We start from the raw sequence: 26,231 nt of genomic DNA on the forward strand, positions 1-26,231 counted from the left end.
GCCATGGCGCGGCCGAGCGGCCGCGCCGGTCTTGAATCGAACGGGGAGCGACAAGTGAATTTCGATTGGTCGGCGATCTGGGCGGCGTTGCCGGACCTGATGGACGGGGTCCGGTTGACGGTGTTCATCGCATTGGTGGGGCTGGTGGGCGGTTTCATCGTCGGGATGATCGCGGGGATGTTCCGCGCATACGGACCGAAGGTGATGAACGTGCTCGCCCAAATCTATATTGAGTTGATTCGCGGCACGCCGATCGTCGTGCAGGTGATGTTCCTGTATTTCGCGCTGCCGCTGCTCGCGCATATCCGCATCGACGGCCTGACGGCCGCGATCATCGCGATCACGGTGAATTCCGGCGCGTATCTCGCGGAAGTGGTGCGCGGCGCGCTGCTGTCGATCCCGAAGGGGCTGACGGAAGCGGGGCTCGCGATGGGGCTGTCGATGCCGCGCGTGCTGCTGAAGATCGTCGGGCCGCTGGCGTTCCGGCGGCTGATTCCGCCGCTCGGCAACCAATGCATCGTGAGCCTGAAGGATACGTCGCTGTTCATCGTGATCGGCGTGGGCGAGCTGACGCGCAAGGGGCAGGAAATCATCGCGGGCAATTTCCAGGCGGTCGAGATCTGGAGCGCGGTGGCCGTCATCTACCTGATACTGACCGGCGCGATGACGCTGACGCTTCGGATCGTCGAAAAGCGGATGAAAATCTTATGAGCATGATCGAATTCCAGAACGTGTCGAAGAGCTTCGGCCACGTGCCGGTGTTGAAGAACATCGATCTGAAGATCGACGCGGGCGAGGTGGTCGTCGTGGTCGGGCCGTCGGGCTCGGGCAAATCGACGATGCTGCGCTGTATCAACGCGCTCGAGAAAATCACCGGCGGCGAGCTGCTGGTCGACGGCCAGAGCGTGCGCGGCAACGCGACGACGATCCGCAACATCCGGCTCGAAGCCGGCATGGTGTTCCAGCAGTTCAATCTGTTCCCGCAAATGACCGCGCTCGAGAACGTGATGTTCGGGCCGATGCAGGTGCGCGGCGCGTCGCGCGCCGACGCGCGCGACCAGGCGATGGCGCTGCTCGACAAGGTTGGCCTCGAATCGCGCGCGAATCATTATCCGTCGGAGCTGTCGGGCGGCCAGCAGCAGCGTGTCGCGATCGCGCGTGCGCTTGCGATCCGGCCGCGGCTGATGCTGTTCGACGAGCCGACGTCGGCGCTCGATCCGGAATTGCGTCACGAAGTGCTGAAAGTGATGCAGGATCTCGCGACCGAAGGGATGACGATGATCGTCGTCACGCACGAGATCGGTTTCGCGAAGCGGGTCGGCACGCGGCTGCTGTTCATGGATCAGGGCGGCATTGCCGAGGACGGCCATCCGGTCGACCTGATCGACCGGCCGCCGACGCCGCGTCTGAAGGAATTCCTGAAACACGTGTCCTGAACGGAACCGAATCCACCGACATGCCGCTTTCCCTTTCCCCCGTCATCGCCGGCACGCCGTTCGACATCGGCGTGCGCCTCGGCGAGCTTGCCCGCCCGGTGTTCGACGCGTACATGCAGCAGAGCAGCGCATGGCAGGCCGTGCGCCGCTGGCGCGGCCATCCGTTCGTCGACGCATTGCGGCAGGCCGCGCTCGCCGCGTACCCCGATCTCGTCGCGGAACTGGACGGGATCGCGGCGGGTGTCGGCTGGCCGGCCGAAGATATCTTCCTGTGGAATTGCCGCGGCGAACTGATCCACAACGCGCCGGACGGCTGCACGACGCTCGCCGCGCGCGAGGCGAACGGCACGCGCTGGATCGCGCACAACGAGGACGGCGATCCGTATCTGCGCGAACGCTGCCTGCTCGTCGACGTGCAGCCGCAGGGGAAGCCCGGCTTCATCAGCTTCTATTACCCGGGCTCGCTGCCCGGGCATACGTTCGCCGCGAACCGCGCGGGCATCGCGCAGGCGATCAACAACCTGCGGATTCGCACGCCGGCGGTTGGCGTGCCGCGGATGATCCTCGCGCGCGCAGTGCTCGATGCGACGTCGCTCGATGCGGCGGCCGACGTGCTGCGTTCGCATGCGCGCGCGAGCGGCTTTCATCACACGATCGCTGCGACCGGCGATGCGCGAGTGCTCAGCATCGAGGCGAGCGTCGCGCGCTGTTCGGTTATCGACGTCGCGCATCTCAGTGGGCACGCGAACCATCTCGTGCATGCCGGTTGCGACGCGGAAGCGCAGATCATCACGCAGTCGTCGGGCGACCGTCAGCGACGCGTCGACGCGTTGACGCCCGGCATCGACACGATCGACGCAGCCGCGCTGCTGCGCGTGCTCGGCGATCGCGCGCCGGAAGGGCTGCCGATCTATCGCGACGATCCGGCCGATCCCGACGACGAGAACACGCTCGCGACCGCGGTGTTCGAGATTCATGACACCGCGATCGACTTCACCGTTCATCAACACGGCACGCAGCGCTTCGCGACGCACATCGTGCCGTCCGCGCACGCGCCCAGCGCGTCCTGATCCTTGAGGCAACGCATGACGACCGTTTTCCATCGCGCCCCGCGCGCCACCTTGCCCGTTGCCGTCGCAGGCGACGGCATCGAGATCATCGATTCGACCGGTAAACGCTATATCGACGCATGCGGCGGCGCGGCCGTCTCGTGTCTCGGCCACAGCAACCAGCGCGTGATCGACGCGATCAAGCGGCAGGCGCAGCAATTGCCTTACGCGCATACGTCGTTCTTCACGACCGAGGTGGCCGAGGAACTGGCCGACCGGCTCGTCGACGGTGCGCCGGCCGGGCTCGACCACGTGTATTTCGTGTCGGGCGGCTCCGAGGCGATCGAGGCTGCGCTGAAGCTCGCGCGCCAGTATTTCGTCGAGAAGGGCGAGCCGCAGCGCCGTCATTTCATCGCCCGGCGCCAGAGCTATCACGGCAATACGCTCGGCGCGCTCGCGATCGGCGGCAACGCATGGCGGCGCGAGCCGTTCCTGCCGCTGCTGATCGAAGCGCACCACGTGAGCCCGTGCTATGCATACCGTGACCAGCAGGCGGGCGAAACCGACGAAGCGTACGCGCAGCGTCTGGCCGACGAGCTCGAACGGAAGATCGTCGAACTCGGCGCGGAAAACGTCGCGGCGTTCGTCGCGGAAACGGTGGTCGGCGCGACGGCCGGCGCGGTGCCGCCGGTGCGCACGTACCTGAAGAAAATTCGCGCGGTGTGCGACAAGTACGGCGTGCTGCTGATCCTCGACGAGATCATGTCGGGGATGGGGCGCACGGGCTACCTGTACGCATGCGATGAAGACGACGTCGCGCCCGATCTGCTGACGATCGCGAAAGGGCTCGGCGCCGGCTATCAGCCGATCGGGGCGACGCTCGTGAGCGACCGCATCTATCGCACGATCGTCGACGGCTCGGGCTTCTTTCAGCACGGTCACACGTACCTCGGCCACGCGACCGCATGCGCGGCCGCGCTTGAAGTGCAGCGCGTGATCGCGGAAGACAAGCTGCTCGACAACGTGAAGGCGCGCGGCGAGCAGTTGCGAGCGTCGTTGCGCGAGCACTACGGCGCGCATCCGCATGTCGGCGACGTGCGCGGCCGCGGGTTGTTCGTCGGCGTCGAACTCGTGCGCGATCGCGATACCAAGGCGACGTTCGACCCGGCGTTGAAGCTGCATGCGGCGGTCAAGCGCGAAGCGATGCAGCGCGGCTTGATGGTATATCCGATGGGTGGCACGATCGACGGCGTGCACGGCGATCACATCCTGATCGCGCCGCCGTTCGTGTGCACCGCGCAGCAGATCGACACGATCGTCGAGCGGCTGTCGGGCGCGATCGGCGCGACGCTCGCGTCGGCTGGCGCGTGAACCCGACTTCAACGATTCCTCGCCATGACAGACAGACTGCCTCCTTTCGATCCCGCATCGGCCACCGACGAACAGAAGGCCGTGCTCGCCGACATCCTCAGCGGCCCGCGCGGCAACCTGAACGGGCCGTTCCTCGGCTGGATCGCGAGCCCTGAACTGGCCCAGCACGCGCAGAAGCTTGGCGCGTTCTGTCGCTATCGCACCGGGCTGCCGCTGCGCCTGTCGGAACTCGCGATTCTCGTGACGGCCGCGCGCTGGCGCTCGCAGGCCGAGTGGCACATCCATCACCCGATCGCGCTCGATGCCGGCGTGCCGGCCGCGACGGCCGATGCGATCCGGCTTGGGGTCGCGCCCGCATTCGAATCGGACGACGACGCGCTGATCCATGCGTTCGCGACGGAACTGTACGACACGAAGCGCGTGAGCGATGCCACGTTCGCGCGTGCGCAGGCGCGCTTCGGGCACGAGACCGTCGTGAATCTCGTCGCGCTGCTCGGCTATTACGCGCTCGTCGCGATGACGCTCAACACGTTCGGGATGCGCGCGGACGGACAAACTGATTTGCCGTTTCCGGAATAATCGCCGCCGGCGTGTGCGTCGGTAGCCTGTCGCGCATGCATGCAGATTGCCCGAAAAGCCCGTATCTACGGGCTTTTCGGCGTTTTGGCACGGATCGATCGGCCATCTCGTCGCGTTGCGAGACCTACACCACGCGATCTCACCGTCAGAGCAAGAAATTTTTCCCGTACCTAGAATTCTCGCAAACGGCTTACGGGGGAAATATCGATGCGCTGGGTCCTGTTGATCGTGTTTATTGCGTGTGTCGTCTACACGCATCGGCGCGGCAAGGTTCGGCACCGGTTGTTCAGGCAACTATCCGACCACTCGACCTTTACCGCACCGCTGAACTGCTTTTCGTATGCGTTCTCGTCGGTGCCGACCACGCCGTTTCTCGACACCGATCTTTTTCCGGAGCTCGCGGTATTGCAACGCGAATGGCGCACGTTTCGCCGCGAAGCGCTCGCATTGCGCGACGCGAGCCGGATCAAGGCGTCGGGCGAGTACGACGACATCGGCTTCAATTCGTTTTTTCGCCGCGGCTGGAAGCGGTTCTACCTGAAGTGGTACGACGCGCCGCATCCGTCCGCGCAGGCGCTGTGTCCGCGCTCGGTCGAGATCCTGTCGCGGATTCCGTCGATCAAGGCGGCGATGTTCGCGCAGTTGCCGCCGGACGGGCAACTCGGGCTGCATCGCGATCCGTATGCGGGCTCGCTGCGCTATCACCTGGGGCTCGATACGCCGAACGACGATGCGTGCCGGATCGTCGTCGACGGCGAATCGTATGCGTGGCGCGACGGCGACGCCGTGATGTTCGACGAGACGTACCTGCACTGGGCCGAAAACCGCACCGCGCACGATCGCGTGATCCTGTTCTGCGACATCGCGCGCCCGATGAAATATCGCTGGGCGCAGCGCGTCAACGATGCGGTCGGGCAACTGCTGATGCGCGCGGCCGCATCGCCGAACGAAACGGGCGATCGCACGGGCGGGCTCAATCGCGCGTTCCGGTACCTGTATGCGATTCGCCGCGCCGGCAAGCGGCTCAAGGCGTGGAATCGTACCGTGTATTACATCGTCAAGTGGTTGCTGTTCGGCGGGATCGCGGTCGCGATTTTCTGCATCTGACCGGCGAGGGCGAGCGGTTTCTTCTCGTCTGACGATAGGCGGCGCGGCCTCGCGCGGCGTCGGCGGCCCCGCGCCGTCATCAATGCAACCAAATGTATTCATGCGAGATCAACGCGCATTGGCCGCGTATGATGGCCTGTTCACATCGATATGTCGGTGAGCAAGCATGACGAGTACCCGTAAAACCATGTTGATCGCCGGCGGGCTCCTGGTAGCCGCGGCCGGCACCGCGTACGTGATGCTCCTGCGCGCGGACCACCGTGCGATCGAAGACGCCGGCATCGTCGATTCGGCCGTACCTGTTGCCGCGGCGCCCGCGGGCAACGATCACGCGGTGCAGGGCGCGATCGTGCCGCCGGCGCCGGCTGCCGCGACAGCGCCGAAACAGGCGGCCGCCATGCCGCCTCCCGCACCCACCGCACCCACGCCCGCGCCGGCCGCAACTGCGCGCGTCGACGCCGCGCCTGCACCCGTGCCGGTCGTCAGCGACAAGCCGCAACCGGTGACGAAGCCGGCCGCACCGCCGCCGAAGGTCAATGTCGTGACGGTGGATGCACAGGATTCGACCCCATCGGCCCCGGCCCCGGCCGCGACACCCGCTCAGTCGGCTCCCGCCGCACAGGTCACGCAACGCGCGCCGCGCAAGCGCGACGGCCTCGAACGCCACGCCGCCGCCGCGTCGCCGGCCGCGACGAAATCCGAAACGCCGGAGACGGCCGCGCTCGTCAGGGAGTCGGCGAAGCTCGATCCGGCGTTGCCGCCGCCGTCGATGTCGACGGTGTCGTCGATGCCGGCGAGCACGGGTTCGTACCGGCAGGGCGGTTCGTCGTCCGGCGCGAATCCCGTGGCGGCCGCGATGACCGAGCAACTGGTCAGGCAGTCGAGCAGTTTCAAATCGACGGCGCCTGCGCCAGCGGACGGCGGCTCGACCGCGACCAAGTAATCGCGAACGCCGCCGGCATAAAAAACGCCCCGCACGCCGACCAAAGCATGCGGGGCCAAGAGAGACAAACTTCGATGTCGTCGGGCTGACGTCCGTCAGGCGGCGACCGCTTCTTCGGCCTGCGGTTGAGCGGTTGCCACCGGCGCCACGTCCTGCCGGATCAGGTGGTCGAACGCACCGAGCGACGCCTTCGCGCCTTCGCCGACCGCGATCACGATCTGCTTGAACGGCACCGTCGTCACGTCGCCGGCGGCGAACACGCCCGGCACCGACGTCGCGCCGCGCGCATCGACGACGATCTCGCCATGCTTCGACAGTTCGACCGTGCCTTTCAGCCATTCGGTGTTCGGCACGAGGCCGATCTGCACGAACACGCCTTCGAGATCGATGCGCTGCGTGTCGCCCGAACGCAGATCCTTGTATACGAGCCCGTTCAGCTTGCTGCCGTCGCCGGTCAGCTCGGTCGTCTGCGCCTGCGTGACGATCGTCACGTTCGGCAGGCTGCGCAGCTTGCGCTGCAGCACTTCGTCCGCGCGCAGTTGCGTGCCGAATTCGATCAGCGTGACTGCCTTCACGATGCCGGCGAGGTCGATCGCGGCCTCGACACCCGAGTTGCCGCCGCCGACCACCGCGACGCGCTTGCCCTTGAACAGCGGCCCGTCGCAGTGCGGGCAGTACGCGACCCCGCGGTTGCGGTATTCGCGCTCGCCCGGCACGTTGATTTCGCGCCAGCGTGCGCCGGTCGCGAGGACGATCGTCTTCGCTTTCAGCACCGCGCCGTTCGCGAGGCGGATCTCGTGCACGTCGCCCGGAATCAGCGCGTCGGCGCGCTGCACGTCCATGATGTCGACGTCGTACTGCTTCACGTGCTGTTCGAGTGCGGTCGCGAACTTCGGCCCTTCGGTTTCCTGCACCGATACGAAGTTCTCGATCGCCATCGTGTCCAGCACCTGGCCGCCGAAACGCTCGGCGACGACACCCGTCGCGATGCCCTTGCGTGCCGAGTAGATCGCCGCGGCCGCGCCTGCCGGGCCGCCGCCGACGATCAGCGTGTCGAACACCGGCTTGTTCTCGAGCGACTTCGCCGCGCGTTCGCTCGCACCCGTGTCGAGCTTCGCGAGGATTTCCTTTACGCTGCTGCGGCCCTGGCCGAACGATGCACCGTTGAGGAACATCGTCGGCACGGCCATGATCTGGCGCGACTCGACTTCGTTCTGGAACAGCGCGCCGTCGATCGCGACGTGGCGGATGCGCGGGTTGATCAGCGACATCACGTTCAGTGCCTGCACGACTTCCGGGCAGTTCTGGCACGACAGCGAGAAATACGTTTCGAACGCGTAGTCGCCGTCGAGCGCGCGAATCTGCTCGATCACGTCGTCGTCGAGCTTGATCGGATGGCCGCCCGTCTGCAGCAGCGCGAGCACGAGCGACGTGAATTCATGGCCCATCGGGATGCCGGCGAAGCGGATGCCGGCCGGCTTGCCGGGCTCGCCGATCGAGAACGACGGTTTGCGCTCGGCGTCGTCGCGGCGTTCGGCTACGGTCACGCGATCCGTCAGCGACGCAATCTCGGTCAGCAGCGCCAGCAGTTCCTGCGATTTCGCGCTGTCGTCGAGCGAGGCGACGAGTTCGATCGGGCGCGTGATCTTTTCGAGGTACGCTTTGAGTTGGTTCTTGAGATTGGCGTCGAGCATGGCGTTTCGGATTCCGTATTGATGATTCTGGTCGGGCACGTCGTGCCGGAGGAGGGCGCGGGCCGTGCGAGGCGGCCCGGGGTGATGCATGTCGCGCGCCCCGTGCGAGGCGCGCGGCGACCCTTAGATCTTGCCGATCAGGTCGAGCGACGGGGTCAGCGTTTCCGCACCCGGCGTCCACTTGGCCGGGCACACTTCACCCGGGTGAGCGGCGATGTATTGCGCGGCCTGGACCTTGCGCAGCAGTTCGCCCGCGTCGCGGCCGATGCCGTTGTCGTGGATTTCGCACAGCTTGATCTCGCCTTCCGGGTTGATCACGAACGTGCCGCGCAGCGCCATCCCTTCTTCCTCGATCAGTACGTCGAAGTTGCGCGACAACGTGAGCGTCGGGTCGCCGATCATCGGGTACTTGATCTTGCCGATCGTGTCCGACGTGTCGTGCCATGCCTTGTGCGTGAAGTGCGTGTCGGTCGACACGCCGTAGATTTCGACACCCAGCTTCTGGAATTCCGCGTAACGGTCGGCGAGGTCGCCCAGTTCGGTCGGGCAGACGAACGTGAAGTCGGCCGGGTAGAACACGACGACGGACCACTTGCCCTTGAAGTTCTCTTCCGAGACGGGCACGAATTCGCCGTTGTGGTAAGCGGTTGCCTTGAACGGCTTGATTTGGGTGTTGATGATCGGCATCTGGACAATTCCTTTTCGTCAGGGGTGAGTGGAGTGTTGCCAGTATCCGGGTTCACCCTGAACTTGTGAAATTGCTTGTTTCAATCCGGGGTATCGGGATTTTCTATCTGCTTCCGGCCTTTGATTGGCGGGGGGGCGGGGGCGGGAAGGGCGGCGGACGTTGATGCGGGCGGCACCTGCTCGGCACGAGCCCGGCTGGCAGATGTGCTGGGAAGGCGTATGCGCTCGCGTACGTCGGCTTAGATCTGATATGGCACGCGAACGCCGGGTTCGGAGGCGGGAAAGTCCTTCGTGTTGCGCGATACGAGCAGCAGACCGTTCACTTGCGCCGATGCCCACACGATCGCGTCAGGCAGGCGTATCCGGCGGTCTTTGCGAATCGTCACGGCGCGATTCGCAACTGTGCTGTCGAGGGCGATGACATCGAACGACGAGAGCCATGCGCGAATGGGTGCTTCGTCACTTGCGGGCGCCCCGACGAGGACTTCCATCCACGAGATCATGCTGATTGCGCGATAGTCGTAGCGGCCTAGCTCCGCACGAGCGGATTCCACACCGCCCAGATAATCGATCAGGATGTTGGTGTCGAAAAGGGCTTTTACCATTCCGAGCGCAATTCCTCTTGATAGGCGAGCCCATCGATCGTGCGATCTTTCCAGAGACCGAAGACGTCGTCGGCAAGCCGGTGCTTGTTCAGGGCAATGTAGGCGTCGATCGCGTCACGAATGATGGCGGCGCGGGGACGGTGTTGAGTCTCGACGATGACGGCCAACGCGTCTAGTTGGCCATCCGACAGATCGACCAGAATCCGGCTCATGGCAACCTCCGATATATGATATGCATATCATATATGCGAGTTTGAAAGCATGCAAGGCCCCGCCAGGACGACGCGGCATGGGGCCCCGCTCAAATCCCCGCCATCTTCCGCAACCACGCCGCCAGCCGCCGCGCTCCGTCCGGCATGTCCGCGTCCTCGCGCGTGCACAGGTAGTAATCGCGCCCGTCGTCGAGCGCGTGATCGAACAACTGCACGAGCTCGCCGTTCGCCAGTTCGCGCTGGACCAGCGGCGCGCGCAGCAACGCGGCGCCGAGATCCGCGCGGGCGGCGCTCAGCGTGAGCTGGCCATCCTCGAACATCGGCCCTACCGCGTGCGACACGTGCCGCACGCCGGCGCCCTGCAGCCAGTTGACCCACGTGCTGCGATCCTCGTCGTGCACGAGTGGCGCGCGCGAGAGATCGGCCGGCGTGCGGAACGGCCCGTGACGCTTCAGGAACGACGGGCTGCACATCGGCACCATCGCCCCCGGCAGCAGCCGCTCGCAGCGATAGCCGGGCCAGTCGCCGGTGCCGAAGCGGATCGACAGGTCGGACGCGTCGCTTCGGTAGTTGCGGTGGTGCGCGTACAGCACCGTGACGTCGACATCCGTGTTGTCGGCGAGGAACGCATGCAGCCGCGGGATGAACCAGCCGATGCCGAGCAGCGGAATCAGGCTGACGGTGATCTGGCGCAGCGACGAACGGTCGCGCACGAAGCGCGTCGCGCTGCGCAGCACCGAGAACGCCGCGCTGATCGACCGGTAGTAGTCGCGGCCTTCGTCGGTGAGCGCGAGCAGCCGGCCTTCGCGTACCGTCAGCGGCGTCTGGATGAACGCCTCGAGCAGTTGCAACTGATGGCTGACCGCCGACGGCGTGATGTCGAGTTCGCCTGCCGCCGCGGTGACCGAGCCGAGACGCGCGAACGCTTCGAACGCACGCACCGCGCGCAGTGGGGGATCGTGCGGCAATTGTTCGATATTTTTCATGTATCGAATTTTATCGAAAAGTCATGTCGAGCGACAACACAAAAATATCCCTTATTTACATGGCGATACGTTAATGTGGCGGGAATGGCATAAGCATCCAACAATTGGGTATTTGGGGTTTGGATGTCGAATATTTAATATTTTTCATGTTTAAGATCCAACCGACCGATCCCCGCACATGAAAATCGCTTTCCTTTCCGCCAGCTTCGCCTTCTCGACGGCCGCCCTGGTCGCCTCCATTCCCGCGTCCGCGCAGTCCGCACAGTCCGCGCCCCAGACCGTCCTGATCGGTCTCGCCGCGCCGCTCACCGGCCCGTCCGCGCGGATCGGCAAGGATCTGCAGAACGGCGCGCAACTCGCGATCGACGACGCGAACGCGAAACATCCCACCATCGGCGGCAAGCCGGTCGTCTACAAGCTCATCGCGGCCGACGACCAGTCCGACCCGCGCACGGCCGTCGCGGTCGCACAGCAACTCGTCGACCAGCACGTGATCGGCGTCGTCGGTCACTGGAACACGGGTTGCAGCGTGCCGGCGTCGCGCGTGTACCGCGATGCGGGCATCCCGCAGATCGCGCCGGCGTCCACCGGCCATCAATACACGCAACAGGGCTACGCGACAGCGTTCCGCATCATGGGGCACGACGATGCCGGTGGCCACTTCACCGGTGCGTACGCGGTGAAGACGCTGAAGGCGAAGCGCATCGCGGTGATCGACGATCGCACGTCGTTCGGCGCGGGGCTGGCCGATCAGTTCATCAAGGGCGTGCAGGCGAACGGCGGCGCGATCGTCGATCGCCAGTACGTGAACGACAAGACGACCGACTTCAGCGGCGTGCTGACCGCGATCAAGGGCAAGCGCGCGGATCTCGTGTTCTTCGGCGGCCTCGACGCGCAGGCCGCGCCGATCGCGCGCCGGATGCGCCAGCTCGGCGTGAACGCGCCGCTGCTCGGCGCGGGCGGCTTCGTGAGCCAGACTTTCCTGTCGCTCGCGGGCAAGGACGGCGACGGCGTGACGGCGCTCGAACCGGGCCTGCCGCTCGACCGGATGCCGGGCGGCAAGGCGTTCGACACGCAATACCAGGCACGCTTTCACGCGCCGATCGAGCTACATGCGCCGTTCGCGTACGACGCGGCCGCCACGCTGATCGCGGCCACGCAGAAGGCCGGCACGACGCAGCCGGCGAAGCTGGTCGCGGCCGTTCGTGCCATCGAGCGGCCCGGCGTGACCGGGCGCATCGCGTTCGACGCCGAAGGCAACCTGAAGGACCCGGCCTTCACGATCTACCGGGTGCGCGGCGGCAAGTGGGCCGTCGTCGACGTGCTCGGCGGCTCGCGCACCGCGGCCCAGTGACAACACGACGACACAACGACCGAGACGATTCCCATGACAGAAGCGAACCCGACATCCGCCGCCGCACCCGAGGACACGCGCCTCGGGATCCTCGCGCGGCGCCGCATCGAAGCGGAAATCATCAAGCCGATCTACGAGATCATGAAGCGCGAATTCGGCGCCGAGCGCGCACAGGCCGTGATCGCGGAAGCCGTGCGCGGCGCGGCCGTCGACGCGGGCCGCACGTTCGCCGCGCAGGAGCCGGACGGCACGAGCGTGAAGTCGTTCGTCGCGCTGCAGGTGCTGTGGGAGAAGGACGATGCGCTCGACGTCGAGGTGCGGCGCGCCGACGACGCGCACTACGACTACGACGTGCATCGCTGCAGTTATGCGGAGATGTATCACGCGATGGGGCTCGGCGAGATCGGGCATCTGCTGAGCTGCGCGCGCGACAGCTATTTCATCCAGGGCTATGCGCCGGACATCGCGCTCACGCGCACGAGCACGATCATGCAGGGCGGCAAGCGCTGCGATTTCCGCTATGCGCTGCAACACGCGCAGGAGAACGGCGATGCGTGACGATACCGATATGGCGAGCATGCCGCGCGTCGACGGCGAGCGCCTGTGGGCGTCGCTCGAACGGATGGCGCAGATCGGCGCGACGCCGAAGGGCGGCGTCTGCCGTCTCGCGCTGACCGATCTCGACCGCGAGTCGCGCGACCTGTTCGTGCAGTGGGCGCGCGACGCCGGCTGCACGGTGCGCGTCGACCGGATGGGCAACGTGTTCGCGCGCCGCGCGGGCCGCCGCCCCGACGCCGCGCCGGTGATGACGGGCTCGCACGCCGATTCGCAGCCGACCGGCGGCCGCTACGACGGCATCTACGGCGTGCTCGGCGGGCTCGAGGTCGTGCGCGCGCTGAACGACGTGGGCATCGAGACCGAGCGCCCGATCGACGTCGTGATCTGGACCAACGAGGAAGGCTCGCGCTTCGCGCCGGCGATGGTGTCGGCCGGCGTGTTCTCGGGCGTCTATACGCTCGAATACGGGCTGTCGCGCACCGACGGCGCGGGCCGGACGATCGGCGAGGAACTCGAACGGATCGGCTACGCGGGCGCGGAGCCGGTCGGCGGCTATCCGGTGCACGCGGCATACGAACTGCATATCGAGCAGGGCGCGATTCTCGAGCGGGCCGGCAAGACGATCGGCGTCGTGACGGCCGGGCAGGGGCAGCGCTGGTACGAGGTGACGCTTACCGGTGTCGACGCGCACGCCGGTACGACGCCGATGGCGTTCCGTCGCGACGCGCTGGTCGGCGCGGCGCGGATGATCTCGTTCATCGAACTGCTCGGCCGCCGTTACGCACCGGATGCGCGCGCAACGGTCGGGATGATCGAGGCCCGGCCGAATTCGCGCAACACGGTGCCGGGCGGCTGCTTCTTCGCGGTCGAATTCCGTCACCCCGACGATGCGGTACTCGACGAACTGGACGCGGCGCTGCGCGCGGAACTCGCACGTGTGGCCGACGAAGCCGGCCTCGGCGCGCGGATCGAGCAGATCTTCACGTATGCGCCGGTGCCGTTCGCGCCGCGCTGCATCGACACGGTGCGTGATGCGGCGCGCTCGCTCGGGCTGTCGCACATGGACATCGTGTCCGGCGCGGGCCACGACGCGTGCTATGTCGCGCGTGTCGCGCCGACCGGGATGATCTTCGTGCCGTGCGTCGACGGGCTGAGCCACAACGAGGCCGAAGCGATTACGCCGGAATGGGCGACGGCCGGCGCCGACGTGCTGTTGCGCGCGGTGCTGCAGAGCGCGCGGGAAGCGTAAGCGCGACGCGTGCGGCCGGGCGGCGGCCACGCGCGTTACTTTGCCGCCTTGCGCCGCGCCATATACGCGAGATACGCGACGATCTGGTCGAGTTCGCGATCGCTCAGCTGATCGGGCGGAAACGCCGGCATGCTGCGGCCCGGCCAGTCGCGCACCGACGCCGGGTTGCGGATGTAGCGGCGCAGCGCGGCGGGCTGGAAGTAGTCGACCGGGTTCATCGGCGTGTTCAGGTCGGGGCCGGCGCGGCTGCTGCCGGCGCCGTCGATGCGATGACACGCGAGGCATTGCGTGACGAACAGCCGCTGGCCCGCGCGGGCCGGATCGTTCGCCGGCAATGCGGCGTCGACCGCGAGCGACGGCCAGCGCGCGAGCGGCGACGATTCGATCGTGATGCGCACGATCTGGTATGGCCACTGCTCGCCGCGCACCGACGACGCGTCCGGCCCCAGCCAGACGAGATAGAACGGCCCCGCGCCGACCTGCTTGCCGGGCAGCTTCGGCCACGGATGAGCCGGGTCCTCGATCGCGAGCCACGGGGTCGCGCCGGCCGGCGCGCGGCGGCGCACGAGATCGAGCGGCAGTTGCGCGGCGAACCCGTCGGCCGCGCGCGTTTCGAGCACGCCGTCGGCCGGCAGCGGCGTGTCGCCGAGCAGCGCGGCGAACGGTACCGCGCGGAACGTCATCGGCCGGCCGTATGCGATGTCACGCGGCACGTGGATGTCGGTCGCATCGGCGCGCGCGAGCAGCGTCTGGCGGGTGAGGGTGCGGGCCGTGCCGTCGGTGTCGAGTTCGAGCGTGGACTGGGCCGACGCGCGTTGCCCGAGCAGGCAAACCGTCAGCAGCACGAGCGAAAACCACTGGCGCTTCAGCATTCGTTCTCCGGGAAGGGGCGTTCCGGCGGCGGCAGGAGGCGGGACGCCGCGGCCGATGGAAGGAATCGGGCGACAGTCTATCCGGTACGGGCGGCGCTGGCGAATTCGACAGAGGAAAGGCACGGCGGTCGTGGTCGGCAGGCCCGCGACGGCGCGTCCGACTACCGAGTTGGCGAAGCGGGGGCGCAGCGCAGTTCGGGCCGCGGAAGACGAAGCGCACGCCGGCGACACGCGGCCCGCCCGCGTTCACGACGACATGGCGTTACCGGCCCACCGTCAATGATTCGAGCACGACACGTCTTTCCTCGGCATCGGCGTGTCCTGCTTCGGTTCGACATCGGCTTCGCGCATCCCCGACGGCGTCAGCGACACGAAATGCATCGCCGTGCCGCGTGCCGGAAAACCGGCGATGCCGGTCGAGCCCCACGGAATCGGCGAGCGCTGTACGCCGCTCACCGCGATGTCCGCCGGCGCGAGCGCGAGCGTCAGCAGCCGCCCGTCGCGGGTCGGCACGTACGCGTGCGTGCCGGACACGCCGATGTCCGATTCGCGCACCGATGCGGGCAGGCAATCGAGCGTCGCCGTGCGGCGGCCGTCCGGTGCGATCAGCGTCGCGACGCCGCGATCGTCCGCCGTCGTCGTGACGACGATGAAACGGTCGATCTCCGGCACATAGGCGGCCGAATACACGTAGTACTGGATCGCGCCGTTCAGCGATCCGAACGTTTGCAGCTTCGCGGTGACCGGGTCGAACATCGCATATTCGAGCATCGCGTCCGTGCTGCCTTCGATGAACTTCTGCCATACCAGCAGTGCGTTGCGCGGCGAGCCCGCGATCACGGGCCACCACTCGCGGCGGTGCGGCGCGACCGCGACGTGGTTCAGCACGCGCCCGGCCGCGTCGTAGGTTTTCAGGTAGACGCCGTTGCCGCTGCCGAGGTTGTCGACCCCGCCGCCGTTGACCCAGTCGGCCGAATAGAACACGACGAAGCGGTCGGCGACCGTCGCGACGTGCCCCGAATGGCCGCCCGATTCGACGTCGTTCGGGTAGGGCTTGATCGGCTTCAGGTCGCGTCGGTAGACGCCATAGCGCTGGCTGACTTCCTGCGGCGCGTTCCAGCCGTCCTCGAACGTGACGAAGATGTCGCCGCGCGCGTTCTGCGCGATCGACACGGGTTCCTGCGCCTCGGGGCGGCTGATGAACGTGCGCACGTGCAGCAGGCGCGGCTCGCCGGGCCGCCATTCGCCGACGTACACGTTGTGCGGCCAGTTGCCGCTGCGCAACGCACCGCGCGGCACGATGCCCGAGCTGCTGAAGAACACCCAGCGTTTGCCGTCGCCGGCGTCGGCCACGCCGATGCCGTGCATGAAGCGCCGCGGGTCGCCGCTGTCTCGCGGCGACGGGGCGCTCGACACGGTGACCGTATGCACGGCCGGCGCGCCGGCCAAGCCCGGCGACGCCGCGCCGACGCCGCCCGCGCCGCAGAGCACGGCCGCGGCCAGCCGCGTGAGCGCCCGTACCGGGCGCGTTCGCCGGATCATTCGACGGTCACCGATTTCGCGAGGTTGCGTGGCTTGTCGACATCGGCGCCGCGCGCGCAGCCGACGTGATACGCGAGCAGTTGCAGCGGGATCACGTTGACGATCGGCGACAGCAGGTCGCCCGATTCGCGCACGCGGATCAGGTGCGTGTCGCGGTCGGCGTCGATTTCGAGCTGATTGCCGGCCAGCACGTAGAGCCGGCCGCCGCGCGCACGCACCTCGGCCATGTTGGACTTCAGCTTCTGGAACAGGCGGTCGTCCGGCGCGATCGTGACGACCGGCATCGCGCTCGTGACGAGCGCGAGCGGCCCGTGCTTCAGCTCGCCGGCCGCATAGCCTTCCGCGTGGATGTACGACACTTCCTTGAGCTTCAGCGCGCCTTCCAGCGCGATCGGGAAATGGATGCCGCGGCCGAGGAACAGCGCGTTCTCGGTGCGCGCGAATTTCGCGGCCCAGCCCATGATCTGCGTTTCCAGCGCGAGCGCGTGGCCGATGCGGTCCGGCAGCGCGCGCAATTGCTTCAGGTGCGTCGCGACTTGCACGGCATCGAGCCGGCCGCGCAGTTGCGCGAGCGTCAGCGTCAGCAAGAACAGGGCGACGAGCTGCGTCGTGAACGCCTTGGTGGACGCCACGCCAAGTTCGGCTCCGGCTCGCGTCAGGAACCGCAGCGGCGCGTTGCGCGCGATCGTGCTGGTCGCGACGTTGCAGATCGCCATCGACAATTCCTGGCCCATCGCGCGCGCCTGCTCGATCGCGCCGATGGTGTCGGCCGTTTCGCCCGACTGCGAGATGCCGACGACGAGCGTGCGCGGATCGGCCACCGTGTCGCGGTAGCGGTATTCGCTGGCGATCTCGACCTGCGCAGGCACGCCCGCGATGCTTTCGAGCCAGTACTTCGCGGTCAACCCCGCGTAGTAGCTGGTGCCGCAGCCGAGCAGTAACACGCTTCTGACCCGCGACAGCAGCGCGCGCGTGCCGTCCGTCGCGTCGAACAGCGCCGGCGAGATCGCATCGATGCCGTCGAGCGTGCTGTCGATCGCCTTCGGCTGCTCGAAGATTTCCTTCTGCATGAAGTGCTGGTACGGGCCGAGCGCGGCGTCGTCCGCGCGCGCCTTCACCTCGCACAACGGGCGCCGCGCTTCCTGCCCGCCCGCATCGACCACGGCGATGCGATCCGGCGTGATCAGCGCGACGTCGCCGTCCTCCAGGTACACGAAGCGGTCGGTCAGGTCGCCGAGCGCCGCGCAATCGGACGCGAGGTAGTTCTGCTCGGCGCCGATGCCGATCACGAGCGGCGAGCCGGCGCGCGCGGCGACGAGGCGCTGCGGCTCGCGCGCGCCGAGCACCGCGATCGCGTATGCGCCGTGCAGCCGTTTGACGGCGCGCACCACCGCCTCGAACAGGTCGTCGCGATAGAGGCTGTGGATCAGATGCGCGATGACCTCGGTGTCGGTCTGTCCGCGAAACGTATAGCCGCGTTGCTTCAGTTCGGCACGCAGCGTGTCGTGGTTCTCGATGATCCCGTTGTGCACGACGGCGATCGTGTCGCCCGACATGATCGGGTGCGCGTTCATTTCAGACGGTGCGCCGTGCGTCGCCCAGCGCGTATGTGCGATGCAGGTCCGCGCTTCGAGGCCGAGCGTCAGCACGCGATCCTGCAGGTCCGTCACGCGTCGCAGCGTGCGTTCGCTGCGCAGGCGGCCGTCGCCCTGCACGGCGATGCCGCACGAATCGTAGCCGCGATATTCGAGCCGGCTCAGCGCATTGACCAGTTGCGGCACCTGATTGTTCAGGCCGCTTGCTCCGACGATTCCGCACATGATTCACCTCGTCTCCAGGAAATTGCCGGCAGGCGCGCGACGCGCGCCAGCACGTTGTCAGAAGCGGTGCCGCGTCGCGCGGCAGGCGTCGCGCCCGGCGCGACACGTCTTCGGCGAGCTATTCGCGGGGTTGCGGCTCCGCGTGTGCGATCCACTCGATGCCCGAGATCGACCCGTTCGCATCGTGCGACGCGACGAGAATGCGCGTCGTGCGCCGCGCGCCGCGCCGGCGCGCGCTCGCGAACGCGGTCGGCGGCACCGAGCGCACCTTCACGCTGGCCGAGCGCCGCAGCATCTTCGATACGCGTAACCGATAGGCGAAGGGATGCACGACGCGCCCCGCGATCAGCCACATGACGATCGTGCCGGCGATCAGCGCGATGCTCGTCACGTAGAACACGATCTGTTCGATCGGCATCTCGGCCTCGTTGAACGGCAACAGGTAGCGGTACGTATAAATGCAGATCGATGCCCATACGCCCCCGACCAGCGCGGGCCGCACGAGGCGGAACCACGCGACGAGCACGGGCCCGACGATGCTGCCGCGTTCGGCGATCATGTCGCGCGGTGCGCGCAGGGAGAGATCAATAATCGGCGCGTTCTTCATGTTGAATGCCTCGGTCGGGACTGACCCAAACGGCGCGCTTGCCGCGGCCCCGCAGTACGACGGCGGGCAGGGCGACGACGGTGGTGATCATGCTGATCAGCCAGAACGCGACGGGGTACCAGATGGTGTCAAGGAAGTACATCAGGAGTTTTTCGTCGTAACGACGATCGATCATGCTGCCGATGATCAGCTGCAGGATGCAGGTCGCGACCAGCAGCATCCCGTGCCAGTGCGGCACCACGGACACATGCCAGTTCGGCGGAAGCGGGTAGACGACGTCGATCAGCGCGAGCAGCAGGATGAACGTCATCGAGTACGCCCATGCGATGCCGATCAGGTACTCGGCGAACAGCGGCCACATCATCATCTGCGTCGGCCGCATCAGCGTGCCCGCATACTTGAGCAGCACCTGGATGCCGCCCTTCGACCAGCGCAGCCGCTGCCGGTAGAGGCCCTTGATCGTCTCGGGCATCAGGATCCAGCTGAGCGCGTGCGGCTCGTACACGATGCGCCAGTCGCGGCACTGCAGCTTCCAGCTGATGTCGATGTCCTCGGTCAGCATGTCGGAGCTCCAGTAGCCGACGTCGGCGAGCGCGGTCTTGCGGAACATCGTGATCACGCCCGACACCGTGAAGATGCGGCCGTACACCTGCTGCGTGCGCTTGATCAGCCCGACGATCGACGAGAATTCGCCCACCTGCATGCGGCCGAGCAGCGACGTGCGCGTGCGGATGCGCGGGTTGCCGGTCACCGCGCCGACGCCCGGGTCGGTCAGGAAGTGCTCGAGCATCCAGCCGATCGCGTCGTGCGCGAGCAGCGCGTCGCCGTCGATGCACAGCAGGTACTCCGCATTCGACACGGCCGCCGCGGTCGTGAGCCCGACCGCCTTGCCTTCGTTGCGCGCGTGATGGATCACGAGCAGCCTCGGGATCTCGACGGCCAGCGCATTGAGGATCTCGCCCGTGCGATCCTTGCTGCCGTCGTTGACCGCGATGATGTCGTAGTTCGGATACTGCATCCCATTCAGATGGGTGATCACGCTGCGCGCGTTCGCGGCTTCGTTGAAGCAGGGCACGACGATCGAGACCTTCGGGATGCCGCTCGACGCGATCGTGCGCGTCGACAGCTCGCGGCCTTCCTCGAGCAGGAAGTAGTGCACGACGCCACCGATCATCCACAGATACGACATGAAGAACGGATAGTAGAAGACGAAATCCTGCAGGCGCTGGATGAGGCTGTGGGAGGTCATGGCGTCTTGGTTCCCTGCGTGTGCTGCATCTGCATCAGCGCGTTGATCGAGGTGGGGTCGAGGCGCGACTTCAGCGACATCACGTCGCGCATCGCGTCGAGCTCCGGCTGGCCGTTCAGGAAGTTGTCGGGGTAGTAGCCGAAATTCACGGCCCCCTCGCCGCGCAGCCGGCGCATCTGCGCGAGCAGCGTGCTGGCGGGCACCGCCTTCCGCCCGTGCCAGTCGTACGACTGCAGTTCGAACACGGTGCGTTGCAGCCCGCGCTGCTTCGTGCGTACCGCCTTCACGAGCTGGTCGAGCCAGCCTTCCGGGTCCTTCGCCTGTTCCATGTACGGCATCGCCATCAGCGCGACGTAGTCGTAGGCGGCGAGGAAATCGTCGTAGTTCTGCGCATACCACGCTTCCGATTCGGGCTTGAGCACCGGCATCGCGAAGATGTTGCGCGCGGTCAGCACGTCGCCGACGTTCTGATGGGCCAGCACGATCTGTTCGAGCTGCCGGGTCAGGTCGATCAGGTAGCGCGTCTTCTGGCGCGTCCAGCGCTTCATCAGATCGGGGTTCTCGCGGATCTTGCCGACGTCGGCCGGCAGCCCCCATTGCGAATACGCGCGCAGCGCATGCCGGCTCGCGTCCTCGTAGTCGTCGAGCACCGCATCGTCGCTGAACAGGATGCCGCTGAACGACGCGTGCTTGCTGAGATCCTCGTAGATCTGCTGGATCATCAGTCGCGCATCGGGATCGAACGGGCTCAGCCGGAACACGCGCGTGCCGTTCTCGCGGGCCGGCGCGCCGCCGTATGCGGTGACGGCCTCGAGGCCGCGCTGCTTGTCGGCCGGTGGCCGGAACGCGAGCACCGGCATCCATGCGTACACCTGCACGTTGGCGCGCGTATTGAGTTGCCATGCGGCGCGCGAGAACAGGTCGGAACGCATCGGCAGGTGCCGGTTCGGGAAATACACCGCTTCGGCCACGCCCGTGCCCTTCGGGTCCGCATACGCCTGCAGGTACACCGATTTCGGCTGCATCCGGTAGATGCGCTCGATCAGCTTGCCGAGATTCGTTTCCTGCCGCGCGGGATCGGGATCGTAGACCTGGTCGAGATCGACCTGCACGGTGCGCTCGGGCACGTCGACGTCGCCGCGGTTCGACGCCGGCTCGCGCATCGAGCGCTCGAACCCGCCGATGTCGACGTCGTACATCATCAGGATCCGTCTCAGCCGGTCGAGCGGCACGTCAGGCGTATTCGGGCCGGCGTCGAGGCTGAACTGGACGTCCATGCCGAGCGACGTCGAGATCTGGCGCACGGGCTGGTTTTCCGCGCCGTACGGCCACACCATCGAGCGCGCGACGATGCCGGTGCGTTCGCGAATCTGCCGGACGCACGTCTGCAGGTCGTCGTGCACGCGTGCATGGAATTCCGCGTCGGTCTCATAGCGTTTCTGGTCTTGCAGGTAGAGATGCGACGTGGTCGCCGGCAGCTCGTTGCCTTGCGGATTCGCGACCGCGCCGTGATGGAGGTTGTGGGTGTGGCAGCCGAGCTCGACGAATTCCGACTGCCCGAGCTTCTTCACCTCGTCCCACGACAGGAAGTAGTCGCGCGGCACCTGAACCTTGTCGCTGATGCGGATCGGCGTATCCGGCGGCGTGTCGATCCACGCGGTGACGAGGCCCATCACGGCCGGATACTTGAAACGCTCCAGCAGCGGCAGCACCTTCGTGTAGTGGCTGCGGAAGCCGTCGTCGAACGTGAGCAGCACCGAGCGCGGCGGCAGGGGCTTGCCGCCGCGCCGCGATTCCTCGATCTGCTTGACCGTGATGGTGTGGTAATTGTTGGTCTGCAGCCACGAGAAGATCGCGGTGAGCGTGCCGGTGTCGACCGCGAACGGATCGATGATGGCCGACGGCGACGAAAACGACGCCATCAGGTTGTCGCGCACGTCGTGCATGCAGATCACGCGAAACGTCTTGCCGTCGGCCGGATCGGACGGCGGCAGCAAGTCGATCATCTTGGCGCCGGTCACGCTCGGGAACAGCGAACAGGCGGCGAACGTGCCAAGGCATCCGCATATGAAGGTCCGTCTGGATTGCATTCAGAGCTCCTTGCTAAAACGGCAGGTTGAGCGACAGGAAGCCGGTTTCGGAGCGCTCGCGCTGGCCGTCGTATGCGTGACTGCTGACCTCGACGCCGTAACTCAGCGTGATGTCGTGCTTGAACGTCCACGCGTGCTCGAGGCGCGCGCTCCACAGCGGGCTGGTGCCGAAGCCGCGCTCGTTGTACACGCCGCCCGACACCGACACGCGCTGTCGCAGCCCCATGTCGCCCTTCTTCCACAGCGTCAGCTGATGCATGACGGTCGCGGCGGCCGCGTAGTCGCGACCGGGGCTGAAGTAGGGCGCGTCCTGACGCGTGTTGCTGTCCGTGCCCAGATTCAGCGAGACGTTGACGAGCTGGTTCGCGGCCGTGTACACGCGCTGGGTGGCGGTCGCCGAGATCTCCTGGTGGAAGTTCGAATCGCTGTAGCGGCTCACGCCGTAGCTCAGCTTGACTTCGCGCCGGTCGTTCTGGCGATACACGACCTCGACGTTCGCGGAGCGGCCCCAGATGTGCGTGGCATACGCCTTCCACGGCAGCGAGTTGTCGTTGGTGTCGAGCCCCGCGCTGACGGTCCAGTAGTCGTTCAGCGCGTATGCGATCGTCCCGCGGCCGCCGGTTCGGCCGTCCGAGCCCAGCGAGCGCGTGACTTCGCCCAGCACCGTGAGCGGCCCGTGCCGGTAGTCGCCGCCGATGCCCGTGCGCGTGCGGCTGAGATTCCCGCCGTCGGTCTGCGCGAAGCCGTAGAACGTGTGCGAGAACACGCGCCAGTTGTCGCCGAACGGTTGCGAATACACATAGCTGTCCGACGTGAAGCTGTTGTCGGCCAGCGCGCTGTTGCCGTGCTCGAAGCTCAGGTCGGTCGTGAACACCGGGCTGCGGTAGGCCTTGTAGTCGCGCTTGAAGCCGCGCACGGCGCCGCTGTCCGGGAACGTATCGCCGAGCGTCTGGTCGACGGTCTTCGCGCTCGCGTAGTCGTCCGCCACGAGCGATGCGCGGCCGAGGCCCGCGAGCATTTCGACGCTGTCCGGATGATCGGTCAGCGACGCGCGATACATCGAGATCGCCTGGCGCGGATGCGACTGGCCCGACACGGCGTCGGCATGCGCGGCGCGGATTTCCGCATTGAAGGGCACCTGTTGCTCGAGCGCTTCGAGCGCGGCGATCCCCTGATCGACGTGTCCCGTGAAGATCAGGTACTGCGCGCGCAGCCGGTAGTAGCGCAGATAGTCGCTTTCTCCCGGGCCGACGTTGGTCACCTGCTTGACCGGCGGCAGCGATTTCTCCATGTCGTCGAGCACCTGCTTCGCTTCCGGCGCGCGCGCCTGGTCGACGTACGACCAGAACAGCCCTTCGCGCAGCTCGATCGGCTGCGTGCGGGCGCCGTACTGGAAGCCGCGGGTCGCGCGATCGGTCGGCGACGCGGTGGCCTGCTGCAGCGCCCGCGCGTAGACGGCGTTCGCCTTGGCCGGTTCGCTCAGGTACAGGTACGCATCGCCGACGGCCGCGAGCGCGTCGATCGAGATCTCCGCGTTGGACGGAATCGTCTCGAACGTCGCGACGGCCTGCTTCATGTCGCCGCGCGCCGCAAGGGCGACGACCCGGTCGCCCGCGAGTGCGGTGCGGACCGGGGTGTACTCGGGCGTGGGGGGGATCCGCTTGTCGAGGTCGTCCGCCTCGCGCAGGGCGTTGTCGATGCCGTCGAAGCGGTCCGAACTCGTCATCGAACGCGACTTGTCGCGTCCGCCGCGCACTTGCTGGCGAATCGACAGTTCTTCCAGTTGCGCGATGTCGACGGGGGAGAACGCATCGGGCCGGGCCTTCGCTTCTTCGAGCGCCTTGACCGCGCCGCCGCTCGCGGCAAGACCGAACACGTCGTTGCGCACCGTCGCGACGTCGGCGGTGCGCAGATTCGGCGCCTGCGCATTCGGCACCTCGACGTCGGGTCCTTGCGATCGCTGGATCGGCTCGCCGGGGAGCTGCGCGCCCGGCGACTGCGAATTCGGTTGCCGGGACGATGGCGGCTCGGCGCCGGATGGCTGGGTCACGGGCGCGGGCGAATTCGGCATCGGCGTGCCGGATGCCTGCGCGATGAGCGTCGGCGTAGTGCGCGTATCCGGCGAGGCGGGGGGCGCGGCTTGGGCGAGTTGCTGTGGGGCATCCGACGTACGCGCACGTGGCGCCGGCGCATCCGGCGGCGCGGTGTCGACGAATGCCTGCGCAAGCAGCATGGGTGCATCCGATGATGGTGCGCTCGGCTGCGACGCATCGGGGTCCACCACGACCGTGGTCGGCATCGCCGGAGCCGCTCCATGGGCTATCTGCATCGACGCATCCGAGGCCCGCGCGATCGGCGTCGGCGCTTGAGGAGGCTGCGTACCCGAACCATGGACGACCCGCGGCTTCGCGTCGCCTTCGGCGGCAAGGCATGGGCCGGACGCGACGAGCAGGCACAGCAGCGGCGCATGCAGGAGGATCCGCCGGGTCGGCGGAACGACGGTGGTGCATTGTTGTTGACGATTGTTAGCCACGATGTCTCCTCACTGTGAAACGTTCACATCCGTTGCACGCCCGACGGCGGGCGTCACCGGCCGTCGTCCCGCCGGGCGGCGAGGCCCGGCGGCATTCGACCGGCTCACAGGCGATTGCGGATCGCCTGTCCAAGCAGCGCGCGCGATTCGCTGTTCGTCGGGTCGATGGCGAGCGCGCGACTCGCGTTTTGCTCCACACAGCTCCATTCGTCGATCTGTGCGCACCAGCGTGCCTTGGCCAGCGCGCGGGCGCCTTCCAGCTCGTCGTGCGTGACGCGGGCGTTTTCCATGTGCGACGTGCCGGCGAGATACGACTGCGGTTGCTGTTTCGGCAAGGGGGCGGGGCGTTTTCTCGTCCGCGCCAGCGCCTGCGAACGTGACGTCCGGTGCGCGTCGCCCGGGCGCGCCGTGCGTCTGACGGTCGAGGCGGCATGCGGCTCGGCGGCGAGCGTCGTCGCCGGCACGTGCGCGGGCGGTGCGGGTTTCACGTCGGCACGGGCCTTCGTCGTTGGCGGCGGTGCGGGCGGTGCGGCTGCGGCCGACATGGCGGGCGTCGCCGAGGCAGACGGCGGAACCGGCCCGGCCTGCGCGACGGCCGCTATCGAGCCGGCTGGCGCCGTCGAGCCCGCGGGCGCTGCCTTGCCGGACGCGCCGCCCGTCGCCGCCACGATGAACTCGCGGTACTTGCCGACGGCGTTTTCGATCACGCCGGCGATATCGTGCGTCACGCTCGCATGGCCGACCCTCGTGTCTCGCTCGACATACGCGAAGGCGCCGAAGATCGCGGCAAATGCGGCGACGCTGAGCGCCGCATTCTTTCCCGGACCCCACGAGGGTTCCGGCTCACGGGCGGGCGAGTCGTCCGGTCGTTCTGCACGGGACATGCAAGACTCCTTGATTCGATACGTTGGACGAATGACGCGATCGGCGCGACGCTCACCATCGCAACTGCGTCGTGAGCGTGCCCGTCTCGACGATCGCGAACTGGGTTGCGCCCTGATAGGTCCCTTCGACGCGGTAGCTCGCATCCGGCACGCTGAACAGGCAGCGCGACCCCGGTGCATTGAATTCGACGAGCACGCGCCCATGCCGGCGCAGGCGCACCTGCACGTTGGAGAGTGGCTGTCCGGTGCTCCCCGACAGGAACGACACGCCCAGGTTGTACGGGCGCCCGTCAGGCGGAAGCGGCGCGGTGCCGTCGATCCGCGCATCGCCGCAGATATACGAAATCACGTACCGGTTTGCCCCCGGCCCGGACGCCGGCGACGCGGCCGCCGGTGTCTGGGCCAGGGCGTTCATGCACAGCGTGGAAAGCGCGATGCCGAGGAAAGGGCGAGCCTGCTGTCGAAGCGAGGGTGACATTGCAATCTCCCGTCCAGACGCGATGACGCGCATCGACGTCGAGTCGAATTTGCCAACGTTCTTTTTGCGACACGCTATTGATACACGATGGTTTTTGAACCAACAACCGCGTGTGGCCCGAATGGGACGAGGTGAAAAGATCCTATCTAAATAGGATTAAGGAAGATTGGTGAGGATTTATTAATTCTGAATAAAGTCGATAATTCCGATCATGGAAATTGCTCGCCGGTAGCGATGATCGAGCACGCTTTGAATCACGTCGGAGGTATCGACTTTCATGCCGAAGAATAACGACTGATAAAAGAAACTATTGCGTCTGTATTCAA

The 26,231-nt window shown here is 66.8% G+C and carries 24 protein-coding genes; 10 read left to right on the forward strand and 14 right to left on the reverse strand.

What is annotated here, in order from left to right:
- Positions 1–3: 3 nt before the first annotated feature.
- The 7 genes from glnP (at position 4) to CFB89_RS20940 (ending at position 6,485) form a co-directional block, all read left to right on the forward strand.
- Positions 4–711, forward strand: coding sequence for a glutamine ABC transporter permease GlnP (gene glnP, locus CFB89_RS20910; protein ID WP_179233505.1), 708 nt, complete (start codon positions 4–6; stop codon positions 709–711).
- A complete protein-coding gene (gene glnQ, locus CFB89_RS20915; protein WP_011547980.1) occupies positions 708–1,436 on the forward strand; it encodes a glutamine ABC transporter ATP-binding protein GlnQ in 729 nt (242 codons plus the stop codon). Before glnP ends, glnQ begins: the two co-directional genes overlap by 4 nt.
- A gap of 20 nt (positions 1,437–1,456) precedes the next feature.
- Positions 1,457–2,506 (forward strand): C45 family peptidase, encoded by a 1,050-nt coding sequence (locus CFB89_RS20920; RefSeq protein WP_089469539.1) that lies wholly within the window; start codon positions 1,457–1,459, stop codon positions 2,504–2,506.
- Positions 2,507–2,521: 15 nt separating this feature from the next.
- Positions 2,522–3,856 carry an aspartate aminotransferase family protein gene (locus CFB89_RS20925; RefSeq protein WP_089469540.1) on the forward strand — a complete coding sequence of 445 codons (1,335 nt, stop codon included), beginning with the start codon at positions 2,522–2,524 and terminating at the stop codon, positions 3,854–3,856.
- 24 nt (positions 3,857–3,880) lie between these two features.
- Positions 3,881–4,435 carry a carboxymuconolactone decarboxylase family protein gene (locus CFB89_RS20930; RefSeq protein WP_089469541.1) on the forward strand — a complete coding sequence of 185 codons (555 nt, stop codon included), beginning with the start codon at positions 3,881–3,883 and terminating at the stop codon, positions 4,433–4,435.
- Positions 4,436–4,642: 207 nt separating this feature from the next.
- Positions 4,643–5,542 (forward strand): lipid A hydroxylase LpxO, encoded by a 900-nt coding sequence (gene lpxO, locus CFB89_RS20935; RefSeq protein WP_089469542.1) that lies wholly within the window; start codon positions 4,643–4,645, stop codon positions 5,540–5,542.
- Between the two features lie 166 nt (positions 5,543–5,708).
- Positions 5,709–6,485 (forward strand): extensin, encoded by a 777-nt coding sequence (locus CFB89_RS20940; RefSeq protein WP_089469543.1) that lies wholly within the window; start codon positions 5,709–5,711, stop codon positions 6,483–6,485.
- A 95-nt stretch (positions 6,486–6,580) separates the two neighbouring features.
- Here the strand turns inward: CFB89_RS20940 and ahpF are convergent, their stop codons facing one another.
- From ahpF to CFB89_RS20965, 5 genes are all read right to left on the reverse strand, one after another.
- Positions 6,581–8,179, reverse strand: coding sequence for an alkyl hydroperoxide reductase subunit F (ahpF, locus tag CFB89_RS20945; protein WP_089469544.1), 1,599 nt, complete (start codon positions 8,177–8,179; stop codon positions 6,581–6,583).
- A gap of 123 nt (positions 8,180–8,302) precedes the next feature.
- Positions 8,303–8,866, reverse strand: a complete 564-nt coding sequence (gene ahpC / locus CFB89_RS20950; RefSeq protein ID WP_034179823.1) for an alkyl hydroperoxide reductase subunit C — start codon at positions 8,864–8,866, stop codon at positions 8,303–8,305.
- Positions 8,867–9,105: 239 nt separating this feature from the next.
- Positions 9,106–9,471 (reverse strand): type II toxin-antitoxin system VapC family toxin, encoded by a 366-nt coding sequence (locus tag CFB89_RS20955; protein ID WP_089469545.1) that lies wholly within the window; start codon positions 9,469–9,471, stop codon positions 9,106–9,108.
- Entirely contained in the window at positions 9,465–9,683 is a 219-nt protein-coding gene (locus CFB89_RS20960; RefSeq protein ID WP_089469546.1) for a ribbon-helix-helix protein, CopG family, read from the reverse strand. Before CFB89_RS20960 ends, CFB89_RS20955 begins: the two co-directional genes overlap by 7 nt.
- Positions 9,684–9,772: 89 nt before the next feature.
- Positions 9,773–10,669, reverse strand: coding sequence for a LysR substrate-binding domain-containing protein (locus tag CFB89_RS20965; RefSeq protein WP_089469547.1), 897 nt, complete (start codon positions 10,667–10,669; stop codon positions 9,773–9,775).
- A gap of 178 nt (positions 10,670–10,847) precedes the next feature.
- On the opposite strand from CFB89_RS20965, the gene CFB89_RS20970 reads away from it, so the two are divergent.
- From CFB89_RS20970 to CFB89_RS20980, 3 genes are read left to right on the forward strand one after another with little or no spacing between them, the layout of a single operon-like run.
- Positions 10,848–12,023 carry a branched-chain amino acid ABC transporter substrate-binding protein gene (locus tag CFB89_RS20970; RefSeq protein ID WP_089469548.1) on the forward strand — a complete coding sequence of 392 codons (1,176 nt, stop codon included), beginning with the start codon at positions 10,848–10,850 and terminating at the stop codon, positions 12,021–12,023.
- 33 nt (positions 12,024–12,056) lie between these two features.
- A complete protein-coding gene (locus CFB89_RS20975) occupies positions 12,057–12,581 on the forward strand; it encodes an L-2-amino-thiazoline-4-carboxylic acid hydrolase (RefSeq protein WP_089469549.1) in 525 nt (174 codons plus the stop codon).
- Positions 12,574–13,830, forward strand: a complete 1,257-nt coding sequence (locus CFB89_RS20980; protein ID WP_089469550.1) for a Zn-dependent hydrolase — start codon at positions 12,574–12,576, stop codon at positions 13,828–13,830. The genes CFB89_RS20975 and CFB89_RS20980 overlap by 8 nt, the downstream gene beginning before the upstream one ends.
- Before the next feature lie 35 nt (positions 13,831–13,865).
- Here CFB89_RS20980 and CFB89_RS20985 read toward each other — a convergent pair whose 3' ends face one another.
- From CFB89_RS20985 to CFB89_RS21025, 9 genes are all read right to left on the reverse strand, one after another.
- The gene (locus tag CFB89_RS20985; RefSeq protein ID WP_089469551.1) at positions 13,866–14,702 is read right to left on the reverse strand and encodes a cytochrome c; all 837 of its coding nucleotides are present in this window, start codon (positions 14,700–14,702) and stop codon (positions 13,866–13,868) included.
- A gap of 276 nt (positions 14,703–14,978) precedes the next feature.
- A complete protein-coding gene (locus tag CFB89_RS20990; protein WP_089469552.1) occupies positions 14,979–16,244 on the reverse strand; it encodes a hypothetical protein in 1,266 nt (421 codons plus the stop codon).
- Positions 16,241–18,064, reverse strand: a complete 1,824-nt coding sequence (gene glmS / locus CFB89_RS20995) for a glutamine--fructose-6-phosphate transaminase (isomerizing) (protein ID WP_089469553.1) — start codon at positions 18,062–18,064, stop codon at positions 16,241–16,243. The genes CFB89_RS20990 and glmS overlap by 4 nt, the downstream gene beginning before the upstream one ends.
- Positions 18,065–18,182: 118 nt before the next feature.
- A complete protein-coding gene (locus tag CFB89_RS21000) occupies positions 18,183–18,671 on the reverse strand; it encodes a Biofilm PGA synthesis auxiliary protein PgaD (RefSeq protein ID WP_089469554.1) in 489 nt (162 codons plus the stop codon).
- Entirely contained in the window at positions 18,649–19,920 is a 1,272-nt protein-coding gene (pgaC, locus tag CFB89_RS21005; RefSeq protein ID WP_089469555.1) for a poly-beta-1,6-N-acetyl-D-glucosamine synthase, read from the reverse strand. The genes CFB89_RS21000 and pgaC overlap by 23 nt, the downstream gene beginning before the upstream one ends.
- A complete protein-coding gene (gene pgaB / locus CFB89_RS21010) occupies positions 19,917–22,010 on the reverse strand; it encodes a poly-beta-1,6-N-acetyl-D-glucosamine N-deacetylase PgaB (protein WP_089469556.1) in 2,094 nt (697 codons plus the stop codon). The genes pgaC and pgaB overlap by 4 nt, the downstream gene beginning before the upstream one ends.
- A gap of 13 nt (positions 22,011–22,023) precedes the next feature.
- A complete protein-coding gene (gene pgaA, locus CFB89_RS21015; RefSeq protein ID WP_089469557.1) occupies positions 22,024–24,543 on the reverse strand; it encodes a poly-beta-1,6 N-acetyl-D-glucosamine export porin PgaA in 2,520 nt (839 codons plus the stop codon).
- A 104-nt stretch (positions 24,544–24,647) separates the two neighbouring features.
- Positions 24,648–25,427, reverse strand: coding sequence for a hypothetical protein (locus CFB89_RS21020; protein WP_089469558.1), 780 nt, complete (start codon positions 25,425–25,427; stop codon positions 24,648–24,650).
- A 52-nt stretch (positions 25,428–25,479) separates the two neighbouring features.
- Positions 25,480–25,905 (reverse strand): hypothetical protein, encoded by a 426-nt coding sequence (locus tag CFB89_RS21025; RefSeq protein ID WP_089469559.1) that lies wholly within the window; start codon positions 25,903–25,905, stop codon positions 25,480–25,482.
- Between the last annotated feature and the right edge of the window lie 326 nt (positions 25,906–26,231).

It is taken from the genome of Burkholderia sp. AU16741 (assembly GCF_002223345.1).
Taxonomy (GTDB): domain Bacteria; phylum Pseudomonadota; class Gammaproteobacteria; order Burkholderiales; family Burkholderiaceae; genus Burkholderia; species Burkholderia sola.